Raw genomic sequence first — 15964 nt, 5'->3', positions numbered from 1 at the left:
CGGTGCGCCAAGTCAGCGAAATAAGCTAAAAAAGGCGAGTTGGGACGATGATTACAGGGCAAAAGTTTTCTTTGGTTAATTATCCGACAAAGTATGCTCCCGCCCTGGGGATCCAATACATACTAGCTATCCCAATAAACTCAATCTCAAAGTGTTGGGGCTCGCCATTGACTTTCAAATCATATGGCAATTCCCACAAGATTTTTTGATAACGATCAAGTTTTATTATATTAATATCATACACAACATCAGCTATTTCCATAACACTCTCAAATTTTGAATCAAGTGCATTTACCATTTCTAGATTGAACTTTTTATCTTTAGTTTTAGCTTGGTCGAATAACAACTTATCCATTTCATCGATCAAATCATACATTTTCTTTTTATTACTATTTTCTTTTTTTTCGTAATAACGTTCATACATTGAACATAATAATGGTGTTGAATCCTCAAATTGAGAAATAAATACAGTTCCATTTATTATACTGTGTGAGTTTGACTTTAATTTTTCAAATAATTTGTCCGCATTCGGATCAACATTTAAAAATGCAATTTTAATCGCTGTACTTAACGCAACTAATCGTTCCTGACTAGGATCATCCTCAAATGCCACCATTTTTTTTTGTATAAAATGATTATATTTTGGTGCAAAATAGTTATCACTGCTCCCCTTATTTAAGTTTTCATCATAGCTTAATGCCAAAGCCTCTGCCTCTGCCTCTTGTGATAACAGTAACAAATTAGCCTCAAAATAATTCAATTCATTATCAATTTCAGGGTAGAAATGAGTAATATCAGTCAAAATAATAGGATCAAAACAAGCCTCTGTTTTATTTTGGCTACAAGCTGTTACATTAACTTCATAGTGCTCATTTAACGTTCCAGCCTTTTTTAACATATAATCGTATTTTTCCCCCAATAACAGGTTTAATCCTGTCATGAGATTGTCTAAGCGGTCATTTAACTGCTCTATTCTGTCCTGAGCGATAAAGTCTTCACTAAATTCATTTAGACTTCGCCAAAATTGCAATTTATGCGCTTTAATTGACTCTAACTCTGCTTTAAGTTCCTGTTTTTCTTTCTGATTATAATAAGGAAAGGCATCAACCCGTTTGAGATAAACTTTCCATTGCTTATCAAAGTTTTGCTTCAAAATTCGACTCAGAGATAAGCGCCCAAACATGCTGGATTTTTTCAAAGTATGGGTTAACTGATCAACATTGGACCACATATTGAGCTTAAAGTTATTCTTTTTCATAGCTCGGCTCGCCGAATGAAACAGATACTCATCTTTAGGACGATTAAAGTAATCACCGTATAACTCGTCTAATAAATCCTGCCGCATCACATGCATTTCACTCACCATCGGTGCATACTCCAATACATCAGCGACATGTAACCAGGTATACTTCCCTCGTTGCTGTTTACTCGATGCCGTATTGAGTAAATCTTTCTTGACTGAACAAGGCAGCGCTATAGTTTGAAAACATTGAGGGTCAAATTCAGGATCGGCTTTACGGCAAACATCTGTGCATGCCTGCTCATCAAAGTGGTGATAACATAAACTCGGCTGATAATGGGTTAATTGCACATTCACTGAACACAGGCTTTCTTCAGCATAGACATTTAACGAAAAAGTGAAATTAAAAATAAAAAATGCTATAGAAATAACCCTAAACATCAAGTTCCCTTTGGAATAAAGCAATCAACATAATAATTCCCGCTATTATTATGTTTTCATTGTTAAAAATAAATACGACCTTCATTGTAAGATATATAATATTAGACAGTACTAATTGTCATTCTTTTTAGCAGATGGTTCGACTTATATCTACAATCATGACAGAAGAGTAAACAGCATGACAACCAAGTAAGTGCTTAATTAAAAGTTATCAAGTATTTTGATGGATAGTCTTAGATTGCCATAATATTTTTTACACTCTCTTTATTCTGGTCTAATAGAACTGGACACCTTGATTGTGGATAATAAATAAACAATCGAGGTGAACATGAATACAAAACGTCAATATCGTAGTTATACGAAAGAATTTAAAGAAGAAGCCTTGGGGCTCATCACAGAGCAAGGTTACAGCATACAACAAGCAGTCGACGCAATCTTAACGCTCAAGCTTAGCTTAGCCACTCACCTAATCGTTTAACCTTATTCCCTTTACACAAAGTATAATTGAAACAAATATTTAAATAGGTATTTAAATATCAAAATAAGCGGTATATTGATCTGATGAGTTTTACAAGCGACTATCAACAAATTGATATCGAAGTGTGTGATGAGCAAGGCAATGAGCGTTACAATGACAATAAACTTAACTGGCGCATTCACACCTTTTTAAACTCAACCAGCCAACCATGACAACAACTTACCTTTCCTGACGAAAAAAGCCAAACATTAAACCCGTTAAGCCATTTTGCCATATCACTGAACCTCATTCACCCTCTCGATGATATTGATAACATCAATAAACTCAGTGAGTTTACAGAAACGATGAATAATACCCATTAGCCCAAAACATGAAATTGATCGTCTCAATTTTGGCATTATCATGAAAAAATCGGCGCAATAGAACCTTATCAAGTCTCCCCCTAATCAATGAGCAGCCCATCGAGATGGGCTGCTCAAAAAACAGGTCAACTCAACCACTCTTGATCGATATCAACAAATGTCCATCACCATTCAAGTAAAATCCATCTAAATGCCAACGCCTTATAAAGCAGCTAAATGACTGGATATTCAAAAACCATTTCCACCAAAAATGAAAATCAGCGGACATGAATAACCTCTCCTGCAACCGCTGATCCCGAGGTGAACACATTGCCACAGTGGCAAGGTTAACCGTCGCGAGTTGAAAGTCACAACGCCGAATAGATAATATGAAAGAGAATGTCTACATGATAAAAAAATTCAATGATCTGCTGAAAATGACCAATGAGCATACTCAGCCACAGCGATTAATCTTTTTATTTGCTCATGCTGAAGCTAAAAATAGCAAGAAAAGTAAACAACACCAACAAGGCACCATTAGCCCAATCATGTGTGTGGATAAGCTGCCTGAGGAGCTCAACGACTTTGCTGCTTTAATGAAAGAAGCCGACGCAATCGACACGCACTGGAACTTTATCTTCATTGCCAGCGTCAGTGGCGAAAATGGCGAAACACCCACAACAGAGCATGCTGGACCTTATCTCAATAAAATGGCACATGATATTGAAACCGGTAATGATGTGGGTCGTTATATTATTTTTGATCGCGATGAAAACCTGATTGAGCTCGCCAGTCATTAATGCTCAACATGACCATAATGCCAATTTGATTAAAAACAACCCCTTCCTTCACGTTCCATGATGAAAGGGGTAAATGACCGTTAAATAGCAAGATTACTCAGGGATATATAAGTTATCGATAGGCAAAGATGCCACAGCATTTTTCACTTCATCATACTGTGTTCGACCGTTAGCCATATAGATCAGCGACCATGCACTGATCATCGACGTGTCACCAAAGACACAAATATCATTGGCGCCAAGCGCATTGGTAAAGCCACCCGATACCACATTTTCGCTAATCGTAGCACCGCCTAAATTTTTACACACATTCATCGACGGATTAAAGAAATCCCCTTGCCACAACGGTGAATCATCAGCCAAAGGCGGCAGTTGTGTTATTAAGGTCGCCGCGATATTCGGGTCCTTGGATGCAAATGCATTTAAGCCTACGGCAATAAAACCATTATCTTTTGAAAAAGTGCAAAACTTTTTTGAAAAACCATTTATATCGCTACCGTACTTCGCGATCATTTTTTCAACGGTGCCCCCATTGTCAATGCAATAGGCTTCTTGCTTGATGCCGCCGGCATGAGTGGCAAAACTGATACTGAAAACAACGATAGGCAAAAGGGTAGAAATAAATGTTTGAGCTAACTTCATGTTTGGTTCCTTTGAGTGTAATTCCATCAATAAGTGTTCAATAAGTACTCCGCTATTAACCTATTTAATTCACCCATCATTGTCTACTCGACTTTACGCTATTTATTCAACCAATTAAATCTTATATATATACCCAAGCGCATTGAAAATACAGGATCCAGCTGACATAAAAAATTTTTTAGGCAGGTCATTAATGACTCCGGCATGAATGATATTCACATCAGCGCTAAAATGGTCTTTATATAAGGGATATCGTTAAGAACGAGCATGCCTTCTAACCCCACACTCTATTAAGAATAAATGAGAATTCACGGTCCTCCATTAAGCAAAGATTAACGCTAAAAAAAACCATATCCAGTGCGAGTCACCACTCACTATTAGGGCGTTGACATAATGACATAAGTGCCCATATTTTGATTAATATCAGGCAAGTTTTCTCCTTGTTCTTGGCTAAAAATATAATGCCCTTCTTCACGGCTTTTGCACACAAAAACGATGCTATAACGCAGTAGCTTAGGGCCCACGATATCTTTCCCAGTTAACACGCCGACATTTTGAGCTAACTTTCGATAAAAATATCCCCCAGAGAAGGAATGCATACCTTGCAATTCATTGAAAGTATAACTTTTAACTGAAAAACTCATTTCTAATAAGACATCGGCAAACGGGTTATAAGGGGCATAGTTAGGATCGGTCGCAAAAACAATCGTTAAGCCCATTAATGTCTTGGGGGCTTCACAGCCCACAATTGGACTGATTGCTTTATTCTCAGCAGCTGCCAACCCACTGAACACACTTAAGCAAATAAACAACATTGAGGTACACCAATCCTTCATATTGTACTCTTTGATCATACAATTTTCCCTGCTCCTTAAGCTGTCTATTCACATTAACGGCATTGTTAAAACAAAGCCCAGCGTAATTGACATCAACTTTCCAGTCTGGAAGATTCAACTCATCGGTGAAACCTGTCTGGACATTCTGGATTAAAGAATGATCATTATCCACATAATCCACTTCTGCACTCATGAGCCAAACGATCACCCCGCCTAAAACTCTATCAGCGGCATAAGATTCACCCTAGTCTAATGAGTGATCTCGTTAGACGTTAAATTCCCTCTATAAAGCACAACACTAATCGTGTTTTGCATGCTTTTTATTGGTGTAACAAACATGGCTATTTAATGACTATAGGAGATCTAGGGAAAAGTGCAGCTAGCAAGAAGCAAAAAGCAAAAAGCAAAAAGCAAAATATGAAAAAGTAAGCCATTTAATCTTAATAGAAAGAAAAAACAGCTACAAATACCAATAAAAGTGCCACTTCAGCTTACGCTAAGTGGCATCATTAAAGTTAGCTGTTATTTTCTCGTTAATAATCTAATGTTACCGATCCTTGTAGGCCATCGTTATCTTCAACGATTAATTCAACATGAGAACCTTGATGGCCAAAACGTACCACCCAGGGCAATGATGAGAAGTAACCATCATCAAAATGCCACATTTGACGTTCAATAGTGCCATCTTCATCCACACTCATGGAAGTGAATAAATGAATAAATCGCCATGCTTGATGCTTGATAATAGCCACTGGAGCATGGCCTTCAGGCTCGAGTAACACATGAATGGTTTCCGCATGTGACTGGGTCAAGCCACCATCATCGGTGACAATGAGTATAATAGTATAATCACCATTTTGGGTATATTCATGACTGACTTCGGCCCTATCCGCCCCACTACCATCTCCAAAATCCCACTGGTAACGCACGATCTCACCATCAACGTCACTCGATGTACTGACAAAAGTAACCAACCCGTTGTTTTGTGATAATTCAAAACTCGCTGTAGGGGCAATATTGGGCGTATCAAATTGCAACGATACCAGCACGGGATCATGATCCGATGAGCGATATGCATCCCCCGCATATAACGTGTCTTGCTGCGTGTCAGATTTAAACTCTAGGTTATAATCTAATACGCGTGGCTCATCGGTATTAATATGCCATTGCGTGACATCAATAACGTTATCTAATAACACCGCATTGGCCAACACATGATCTAACTGTCCAGACTCACCTGAATACACATAGGTATACATGCCTTCTTTATCGAAGTACTCAAATAATTCATGGAATCCAGCTGCATCGAATGCTGAGAGTGGATCTTCTTTCGCATAGGCATTTAAATCCCCCATTAACAACACACCTTGCGCTGGATAAGTCGTATTTAGCCATTGCGCTGCAGCCAACGCGGCTCTGGTGCGCGTGACGTTACAGTTCCCTTGCCCATCGTCCAGATCAGGATCGCCAATGCTGCTACAACTGCTCCCCTTTGACTTAAAATGATTTACCGCCACCACAAACTGAGACAAGTCATTAGCAGCAGGGATCATCTTCCCTTCTCCCATCTGAGACTGACCTTTACGTCTTTCATTTTCGCTGCCTAACACAGCAAATAACTGCGTCAGCATAGGGCGATTTTTGTCATCATTAAATAGCGGTACGCCCGTTTCATCTAGCGGTGAATTTTCACTAGACAATACCAGTGCATCGCCATTAGGCACCACTTTATCGGCTCGATAAATCAAGCCTACGGCGATATCATCGGTTCCCAAACTCCCCGTACTGGAGGCGATAAAGTCATAACGCTCCTCCCCTCTCTGTTGATTTAATGCATCGACTAAAACCGCAATGGCAGAATGCTCACCAAAACCATCATTCTCAATTTCCATTAAACCAACAACATCGGCATCAATGGCTAGCATGGCCTCAACAATTTTTAATTGTTGTCGCTCAAACTCGATCAGATCGTCAGCACCACGAGCCGTTGGAAAGCCTCCTCCCAGCCCGTCACCATTAAAGAAATTCAGCACATTAAAGCTCGCTAGCACCACATCTCGTGATTCAGGTAATAGAGGAGAGACAGTGCGTTCATTGGTTGCTATAAAGTTCACGATTTGCGTCGGCAATAAACGATAAGCACCAAATCCGTAATGCATAATGGCCGTTAACTCCGTCACCGTATCACCCACTCTTACCGTATTTTCAGCACTTAACGCTGGAGCCGGAAAGCGAATATTATCAGGATTTTGAGATGTGAGACCATCATCAAGGATGATCGCATCGTTGGAATTTTGCTCACTAATGGCTAAGGCATCTTCACCAGGCTGCGCCACTTGCGTACCAATGAAATGGCGCTCGCTGCCTAATAATATTTCACCAAAACGTCCAAGGTTATACACTTCATTGACGGTGAGGTTTTGCGAAAAATGCACTCGCATACCTTCAACTGCTTCAAATTCACGGTCATCTACTCGCGGCAGAACTAATAAGGTGCTACTCGGCAGACTCTGAGCGGTATCACATAAAAGACTTTGGCTAATCGCTGCGATTTGTGTCAGTGAGTTGAACTCTTCTACCGTCCCTTGCAGTCGAACCCTATCTCCGAGCTCGAATCCCAGCGAATTATCCGCGGTATAGACAAAAACCCCCTCCGATGTGAGTGGATTATCATCACTCTCACTATCAGGCGACTGTACAAAAAAACCGTCAAAACCCGTTTCATTATTACTCACGACAATCGCTTCAAGCACCACTTGTTGCCCAATATATTCGCTTGCTAAAGCTTCACCTTGAATATCACTGATTGCCATGGCTGGATCATGACAGACTAATGGCTCTGAAGGCTCTGGCTCTGTTGGCGTATCTCCACCAAACACACCCAAGTCACTGATATCATCTTTTTCAAAACCAAGCCAATTCACTAATGTCACTTCATCATCTACAATAGTATCGCTAATCAGTTGCTCAGCATTTCGCCTCAAAGTATTATCTTTCGTGGAAACGAGCCCCGAGCCCCACTCCACGCCAGGATCGCTGCCTACTTGCCCCAAGCTATCGACTACCTCCCCTTGATAGCTCAATACGATGGCATCGTCTCCGTTAAAGAAACTCATGGATGATGTCATATCAGCAATCGACAATATGGCTTCACTGGCATCATTATCACTTAACACAAATACATGCCCAGTCTCTAAGCTGCCTTGGAGAGTGATATTTGAAGCGGGATCAGAATTGCCATTAAAATAAAAATGAATTTGATAGTCACTTAGCTCCACAACAGTATCACTTACGTTATACAATTCTATGGCCTTATTATTGCCACTTCCTTCTACATATTCAGATATAATCACAGTATCTGTCGCATGTGCCAAACTCGATGCACAGCCTAAAAACAATATTAAGCAGCTTTCTCTCATGAACATTTTATTCCCTTAAATATATTTATTTCTATTTATCATTTTTATTCAAAAAATAATCAAGTGGCAATATAACTGACAATAATGACAGTCTTATTTCATGCTCCATCTAAATGTTATACTGGGATACTAAAACTAATAAATCATGAAGAATAAAAAACATCAATGAGTAGATACGACGTCCATATGTGTATTAGTTCACACTTTCAACAAAAAAACATTACTTTTTTATTTTAACCTGCATAATTGAATACTGAAAAAAGATACCAGTCACATTCTTTATCGATATTGATTTAATTAATCAAGTATTTTATTCCATATAGCAATAAATAGTCATTATCGGTTAGTACACTTATATTATTTAACGTATTAATGATAAAAACTCTTGCCTTGATAAAACCACTCTCATTTAAAATAAACTTCACCTAAAACATTAGCAATAACTAATTAAATACAATCAGTTGCTTTACATAGGTTATTTTTGGAATATGAAATAACAAATAATGAGTTGATATTCAACATTACTTATATAAACCCATGCAATTCCTTATTATTTAAATAATTTATTAAATTTTTATGACATTTAAACTTCCGCGATTACCCCAAGATATGGATATTGATGAATAGCATAAAAATGTTCTATGTTGATTACGCCGTTATAAAATTAAACCTAATACGGAGTCAACAATGCAAAAGAAACACTTACTCGCACTTGCTATTGCAGCTGCTTTTTCATGTACTGCGGTTAATGCTAATGAATACCAAGCTCAAATAATAAAAGTCGATCAAACAAAAGCCATTCAAGATAATTATATTATTGTTTTTAATACCCCCAGTGTATTGAATATCGATGATGAGTTGTCGATTGAATCCTTTGCGACTCAACAATCAAGAACACTAGAAAATAATTATGATGTTGAAGTAATAAAAAACTTTGGTAACACTGTCAATGGTGTATTGGTCAAAGCCAGCGCACAACAGATTGCCGACATGCAAAAAAACACCGATATAAAATACATTGAACAAGATCAAATACTCAGCATTACACCATTAAACAGTGCGCAAGGTGATCAATCGAGCCCAACTTGGGGGATCGATAGAATTGATCAACGAGACTTAAGCCTCAGTAACAGTTATCACTATGATTATGACGGCACTGGCGTCACCGCTTATATTGTTGATACTGGCGTGCTTACCACGCACAATGAATTTGGTAACCGAGCGTCAAGTGGTTATGATTTTGTGGACGATGACAATGATGCCACTGACTGTAATGGTCACGGTACTCACGTTGCTGGCACCATTGGCGGAGCCACTTATGGGGTGGCCAAAAATGTCAATGTCGTCGGTGTCAGAGTACTCAGTTGTAGCGGCTCAGGAACCACCTCTGGTGTGGTTTCAGGCATTAACTGGGTTAAAAATAATGCATCTGGGCCTTCTGTTGCCAACATGAGTTTAGGCGGCGGCGCATCACAAACTTTAGATGATGCAGTGAACGATGCCGTTGCTGCGGGGATTAACTTCGTGGTTGCCGCGGGTAATGATGATAGCGACGCGTGTAGTTACTCTCCAGCTCGCGCTGCTGATGCTATTACCGTGGGCTCGACCACCAGCAGTGATGCTCGTTCAAGCTTCTCTAACTACGGTTCATGCCTAGACATCTATGCACCTGGCTCAAGCATTAAATCAGCTTGGTATTCGTCTAATTCTGCCACCAATACCATTAGCGGTACGTCGATGGCGGCGCCTCATGTCGCAGGTGTGGTTGCCCTATACCTCGATGAAGACTCAAGCTTATCCACTTCTGCGATGACGAATTTACTGAGCAGTCGCTCGAGTAAAAACAAAGTCTCAGATGCGATTTCCAGCTCGCCCAATGAGTTACTCTACTCACTTTCAGGCGATACCATCCCAGATCCTGATCCAGATCCAGATCCGAATCCTGGCTGTGGCACCGATTGTTTAGAAGAAACAAACTTGAGTGGCTCTTGGCGCTCCAAGGCATATTATCAAATTGATGTGCCAGCCAACGCTCAACTCAACGTTACGATATCGGGAGGCTCAGGCGATGCGGATCTGTATGTCAGAGCGGGCAGCAACCCAACGACTGGTACTTATGACTGTCGCCCTTATGAGGGCGGTAATGAAGAAAGCTGTAGCTTCAATGTCAGCAGCGCCACCACTTACTACATCATGATCAGAGGTTATCGTTCATATAGTGGGCTAAACTTAACAGCCAGCTTTTAATAGCAAGCGCTAAGTCATAGCAAGCTAAAGTACTCTCTAAGTGATTCCTTTGTATTACTTAGAGAGTATGCTTCAAACTCTAAGCCAACACACCGCCAAATTGATACCTTTGTTAAATGAAAAGGCCGTCAACAACAAGTAATCAGTTGAAATTTAACAAAAAAACAATAATGCCACAGCAATGCATCTGGTCAGATGAGTTTTTATCTATCCAAGCTAATTTTGATAGCCCATACAGCAAAACAATCAGACAATCCCTCAAACAAAAACAGCACGTTGCTATATCACTTAACTGGGTACATCAATAATGACTATTTCATTAATGCTACAAAGCCAAACTCCTGGACAGCTATCAACGGTCCATAGTTTTCAAGAAAGCCGCAATCACTCGACTATATAACCAAATAACCCAATCTGATGGTAAAGACCCAAGTACGCAAGTCGATCGCTTTGTCGAAATGCGTAAATTAGCCACACCAGGTAATCAAGTAAACTTCTCCATCCAAACTTTCGGCAAAATTGGTGATGAACAAGCTAATATAGTCTTAAATATCAATAGTAATGGTCATAATCATACACTGCTTTCAACCCTTATTGAAGGACAAAGTGACGTGACGTATTGCATTGAGCAAAGTTATAAAATGGCTACTCAAAAATGTATTCATGATGCCAAAGTAGACTTTAGAAAGTATTCAGAAGGGGGGGATCTCAGTTTAGATTCTTATATTCTATCAAAAATTCAATGTATGTCAGATGACAAAGAGATGCAAAAGACGTTGGAACATTCATTAGAATCATCGAAATATAGTAGTGATAACTTTCTAAAATGTACTCCTAATAAAGATAATTCAACATTTACAGCCCATTTTAGAAATGGAGAAACATTAGTATTATCAAATCGGTTGCCCACTAATGGAGAATTTCGAGGTGATAATTTAAAAGAGGCCTTAACTAATGGAACTTACAGTAACTTACAAGAACTTACGTCACGTGGCCACTTAACCCATGAAGATTCAATGTTAGAATATGCCCTAGCGGCACCAAAATTAAATTTACTCAGTACTATTGAACCTCAAGGTATGAAACACAGTATTACTTCTCAGTTACTACACAACACGCCTGTAGCTAATACCACACTGGGTAAATTATTCGGCCTACCTGAGCCCAGTATTGTAAGTACTGATGGCTTACAGCAATGCCAAACCACAACTAAAGGTGTTAGGATCCAAAAAGCCTTAACGGAAGACACCCAAGCAGGATTAGCGCAATTAACCGCAGAAATCCACAATAGCAAAGCATCCAGTCACTCATTTGGCGGATTTAGGTTATTTAGCTAATGAAAGCACAAGAAGCGATTGCCTACGCCAGTGCCATAGATAAAAACTTGCAACTGTTTGCGGACAAAGAAACGGTTCCCAGTACTGAACTAAAGTTATGGGAAGTAGGTGATTTAAATCATCAATATCATGGGTTTGATGAAACTCTGGGTACTCACTTTGAGATCGCATCTAAGGATAAGTTGACAGATAAATTACTGGGCACAGTACCGGAAGGCCAACGCGCCATCGTACTGATTGACTCCAGTAACAATCTGGATTGTACTGTGATTAATCTACTCAATATCAATAAGACACAGATCTTCGCGATTAATGCACATCAAAACAACGTTTATTCATTAAGTACAATAGAAGATAAGGCTATTTTCAATAAACGATACAACTCACTAAATAACTTAAATAAGGTGAGTGTTTATATTACAGGAGGTACACCTCAAAGATATCAATCATAATCATTGCATATATATTCAAAAGCGTTAATCAAGTTAACAGCATTAACGCTTTTGATTATCAAGACACCTACATCCAAATAAGCAATGCCCTACGATTAAAACCTCAATGCCCAAAGCACAATGCAACCAGAGACTAAAAAATACCCTATCCAATTAAAATAGAACAATATGGACTGTTTTTCGCTACACATTATTTTTCCATAAAGTTGCCAAATGGCAAACAAGACATAATCCAATGCGATGAACAATAACAAACCATAAGCATACATTTGTGAGACCATTTCAAGGCTACACGCAAACAGCACCAAGGTAGCAAGAAGATAAAAAACGGCAACAAAATAAAAAAAGCTACTCAGCTGTATTTTGACATAAAAGCCTAAATCACTGGCTAAGCTGGGTAATAGAACCTGCTTCCTATCTCGGGTTAAATGTTTAATACTCAAAAGTAAACTAATAATACTGGCAACTAACAAATAACTATCCATATTTTTTCCTATTTAACCACGCCTTTATTTCATTGGGTTTCTTACTACTATATCTATGATTATTGAAGATGCTCCTTCAATAATCACGGGTATAGGTAAGTATAAGACAGGAATAGGACACTATTTATTGCAATGTTGATATACATTAATTCATATTGATTATCAATAAATAGTCAATAAATACGTTTTGGTCTTTATTATTGATAAAGCCCCATAATTTTGACTTCCGCTAAACTTAAATAATTACTTGAAGTCTGCTGGATACGTAGGTATCGCCCTTCTTTTTCAATATTTATTTCAGCCGACACAGGCATCACCCCCGTATAATAATGATTCCAAGAGGATTGTGCCAAAGCTTCGTCCAATTCATTGCTGCTAAAAGCCGTATCAGAAATCATAATATAAAAGTTTTGCAAACGCTCAGTACAACAGCCATCAGTCCGATTAAATAGCGCTATCGTTTCTAAATAAGCATTCGCCTTAAGATCGATTTGCCACCAATCGTCGGTTCTATTGGCTGTATGTGTTACGGAATGATGACCATAAATCCCGTCGGTATCGCCATCATTCGCTCTGTCTGCACTGCCTGAATAACCTGTAGAACTTTGTGAAGCAATCCCTTGGAGGGCTATATTCGTATCGGTTAACCCATGAGAAGTCCAATAACCTTCCATTAACTGATCGGTATAATTTAGCCACACTCGAGTCACCCTCATCAGCTCCTTTGCCGCTATTAATGACTGATTATCTATATAATTGGCTGGTACAGAAAAGACATACTCTCCATTAACCTCTGCTTCGCATAAAGCTGAAGCTTCGGACCAATTCACCTGTTCTTGAGTAATTAACCACTCACCAGCCTCATTTTTACAAGCGACTTTTTTACTATTACTGCAATTCACATCGTTAATACGACCATTTTCCCATGACTCAGCACAGTCTTCGTTGTTTCTATAATCATTAGGTTCGTTATCATCCCAACTCCAGATTGCGCCTTCAATACGATTTGTACTAGCATAACCTATCATGTCAAGCCCAATCAGATTCACTCCACATGCCATTAATTGCTGCAGATCATCACTATGAAGCAACTCTTCATCCGGCTCATTCGTCGCCACAGCACGATCTTCGGCATAAAGTAACCATTGACTACCTTGATTAAAGCTTGGGCACTCCCCATTACGAGCATCAATGACGTCGCCTTTTTTACGATCAAATTCAAACACAATCGCTTGCCAGTCGGCATTATTGCTATCGCAAGTAAACCTTGCTTGTACTAACACTTGTTTACCTGTGTCTAAAATGTCTTGCTTGGTCATATTCCAGGGCAACTCCTGACAACCTCCGCTAGTGGGCCTATATATATAATCCCCCAATACACCCGAAAATAATTCAGCAGCCTGAGTATGCTTATTCTCCATTTGATCTTCAACAGTCACAACAATAAGCTCATTTGGGTTCTCATCTAACCACGATTTAATTTCGGCAAGGCCTTCAATTAAAGCGCGATCATAAGCACTACAACCGCTGTGATTACTTTGACCATGACATAAAAGTAGCTCACTATCCCACTCCCAGATCCAAAAACTGTCAGCCTTATCAAATTTATGCACATCTAATACGATGCCACGCACCCCAGCATCTAATTGATCATAAATAGATAACTTATGATTAGGATCTAAATAGCGCATTGCTGTTGCGTACTCTTTAGCATTGAAAGAGTTGTGACTACCAAAAATAAAACTATTCGATAATGGCTCTTGATAATCTAAGTGATTTTGCAACTTTAATGCCTTGACTTCCCATTGATTAAGATCTAATCCATAACGATGATTATTAAAGGTCGCTTCATAAGCGTTTTCAATTATTGCACCCAGTAATGGAATTTGGCTTGCACCAAAGGTTATTTTGTCTCCAGCTTCATCAACAATATACGTATAAAAATCCTCACTCGCTTCCCAAGCCTCTTCAGACCAATCAACTGATGACTCCCATCCACTTTGCGTCCAACTTGATACATCATTCCATGACTCGGTTGCCCCCTCAGCAGTACTTTCACCTATATCAACAACCGGCTCAACGATTTCTTTATCAACCCACTTTTTCGTTTTATTCCACCAACCCGCCTGCGCTGTGCTAGATAAACTCAAACCAATGATAAGTACTAAATTAAGAATTTTATTTATTTTTTTCATATGTAATCCCTATTTTATTTATTATTTTTTATTTATTATTATTTTTTATTTATTATTATTTTATTCATAAAAGATATTAATTATCTCTCCACAGTCTCTACTTGTTCTTATTATTAAGGTTCAGTATGACTACGGCCCCCTATTGAAAATGTTTAATGCTAAAAACTAACCAATAAAATTTACCCCTCTCACTCCTTAGTTAATAAAATGTAACTCACATAAACTTACAAACAACATACCTGAATAACAAATGATTGCAAACAAAAAACTTAATCGTCTAAGTTAAATTGTCATGACGAGGGAAAACAAACAAACTCATTATTTAATTTACACTTAAAATAATGACAACCAACTGTAAATATTTGTAATCAACTGTAAATAATAGCCTTAACCCTTGACGTAACAATGTCGCCCATAGTAAAACATCGTTAACTTTATTTAATTAACTGTTTTAAACTTACAGGGAATAGAACAGAAGAAATGCTGCAAACATATGACACTGTTAATAACAAAAATTATAATGATGATGATGAGAAAACATTGATTATATAAATCAACACCAATGAAATCCCGATAATTACAAACAACTCACCCATTATAAAAGCGTCTTTTTTCTTATTTACATTCCTAAATAAATAACACATACATTTAAATGTAATCACAACAAAGTAAAAAGTGGTTCAATCGTTTTTAAATATCATCGATAACCTTAATGCCCAATTGCCATCATGCTCAACTAGACAACGTTCCTCATTATCGAAACGAATTTGTTTTACGCCCACAGACAAACGAAGCCCTGTGCGTGCAAGTTGTGACATGATAATTTGAGCCATTTTTTCATCTTGTTTCTCAAAGAGCGCATTTGATTGCGCTGATTGCGTCTCAAAAACACAGGTGATCCTTAACGTTGTTGCCACATTTTTAAAATCCACTTGATGGGTTCCTAGATCTCAGCAATAAGCGACACACGTTTACCTGTTAAAAACTCATAAGGACTGAGAAAGTTTAACGCCTTTCTTGGCCTCATGTTAATTAAAAATTCAGCATTGGC

13 protein-coding genes and 1 pseudogene are annotated in these 15964 nt (G+C 38.6%); 6 read left to right on the top strand and 8 right to left on the bottom strand.

Annotated features, from left to right (window positions below; translation table 11 throughout):
- Positions 1–79: 79 nt before the first annotated feature.
- Positions 80–1366, bottom strand: coding sequence for a hypothetical protein (locus L2764_RS22000; RefSeq protein ID WP_248942484.1), 1287 nt, complete (start codon positions 1364–1366; stop codon positions 80–82).
- Between the two features lie 643 nt (positions 1367–2009).
- Here L2764_RS22000 and L2764_RS21995 point away from each other — a divergent pair.
- The 3 genes from L2764_RS21995 to L2764_RS21990 all read left to right on the top strand — a co-directional run bounded on the left by L2764_RS21995 (position 2010) and on the right by L2764_RS21990 (position 3300).
- Complete coding sequence (locus L2764_RS21995; protein ID WP_248942485.1) at positions 2010–2159, top strand: transposase; 150 nt, start codon at positions 2010–2012, stop codon at positions 2157–2159.
- Positions 2160–2242: 83 nt separating this feature from the next.
- Positions 2243–2371: a hypothetical protein gene (locus L2764_RS27875; protein ID WP_283107120.1), complete on the top strand. Its 129-nt coding sequence runs from the start codon at positions 2243–2245 to the stop codon at positions 2369–2371.
- Between the two features lie 536 nt (positions 2372–2907).
- Entirely contained in the window at positions 2908–3300 is a 393-nt protein-coding gene (locus L2764_RS21990) for a ribonucleotide reductase subunit alpha (protein ID WP_248942483.1), read from the top strand.
- Between the two features lie 93 nt (positions 3301–3393).
- Here the strand turns inward: L2764_RS21990 and L2764_RS21985 are convergent, their stop codons facing one another.
- The 3 genes from L2764_RS21985 to L2764_RS21975 form a co-directional block, all read right to left on the bottom strand.
- Positions 3394–3942, bottom strand: coding sequence for a hypothetical protein (locus L2764_RS21985; RefSeq protein ID WP_248942482.1), 549 nt, complete (start codon positions 3940–3942; stop codon positions 3394–3396).
- 377 nt (positions 3943–4319) lie between these two features.
- Positions 4320–4796, bottom strand: coding sequence for a hypothetical protein (locus L2764_RS21980; RefSeq protein ID WP_248942481.1), 477 nt, complete (start codon positions 4794–4796; stop codon positions 4320–4322).
- A gap of 515 nt (positions 4797–5311) precedes the next feature.
- Positions 5312–8203 carry an ExeM/NucH family extracellular endonuclease gene (locus L2764_RS21975; RefSeq protein WP_248942480.1) on the bottom strand — a complete coding sequence of 964 codons (2892 nt, stop codon included), beginning with the start codon at positions 8201–8203 and terminating at the stop codon, positions 5312–5314.
- A 681-nt stretch (positions 8204–8884) separates the two neighbouring features.
- On the opposite strand from L2764_RS21975, the gene L2764_RS21970 reads away from it, so the two are divergent.
- The 3 genes from L2764_RS21970 to L2764_RS21960 all read left to right on the top strand — a co-directional run bounded on the left by L2764_RS21970 (position 8885) and on the right by L2764_RS21960 (position 12233).
- On the top strand, positions 8885–10444 hold the full coding sequence (locus tag L2764_RS21970; protein WP_248942479.1) for a S8 family peptidase: 1560 nt from the start codon (positions 8885–8887) through the stop codon (positions 10442–10444).
- Between the two features lie 458 nt (positions 10445–10902).
- On the top strand, positions 10903–11781 hold the full coding sequence (locus L2764_RS21965) for a hypothetical protein (protein WP_248942478.1): 879 nt from the start codon (positions 10903–10905) through the stop codon (positions 11779–11781).
- Entirely contained in the window at positions 11781–12233 is a 453-nt protein-coding gene (locus tag L2764_RS21960; RefSeq protein ID WP_248942477.1) for a hypothetical protein, read from the top strand. Before L2764_RS21965 ends, L2764_RS21960 begins: the two co-directional genes overlap by 1 nt.
- 95 nt (positions 12234–12328) lie before the next feature.
- Here the strand turns inward: L2764_RS21960 and L2764_RS21955 are convergent, their stop codons facing one another.
- From L2764_RS21955 to L2764_RS21940, 4 genes and pseudogenes are all read right to left on the bottom strand, one after another.
- Complete coding sequence (locus tag L2764_RS21955; RefSeq protein ID WP_248942476.1) at positions 12329–12718, bottom strand: hypothetical protein; 390 nt, start codon at positions 12716–12718, stop codon at positions 12329–12331.
- A 197-nt stretch (positions 12719–12915) separates the two neighbouring features.
- A complete protein-coding gene (locus tag L2764_RS21950; protein ID WP_248942475.1) occupies positions 12916–14913 on the bottom strand; it encodes a phosphatidylinositol-specific phospholipase C domain-containing protein in 1998 nt (665 codons plus the stop codon).
- Positions 14914–15593: 680 nt separating this feature from the next.
- Complete coding sequence (locus L2764_RS21945) at positions 15594–15845, bottom strand: hypothetical protein (RefSeq protein ID WP_248942474.1); 252 nt, start codon at positions 15843–15845, stop codon at positions 15594–15596.
- Between the two features lie 11 nt (positions 15846–15856).
- Positions 15857–15964, bottom strand: a pseudogene (locus L2764_RS21940) (IS30-like element ISVsa7 family transposase); the annotation flags it as partial.

This window comes from Shewanella surugensis (genome assembly GCF_023284005.1).
GTDB classification, from domain to species: domain Bacteria; phylum Pseudomonadota; class Gammaproteobacteria; order Enterobacterales; family Shewanellaceae; genus Shewanella; species Shewanella surugensis.
The sequence above is the reverse complement of the archived record's forward strand: the minus strand, read 5'-3'. Positions and strand labels throughout refer to the sequence as shown.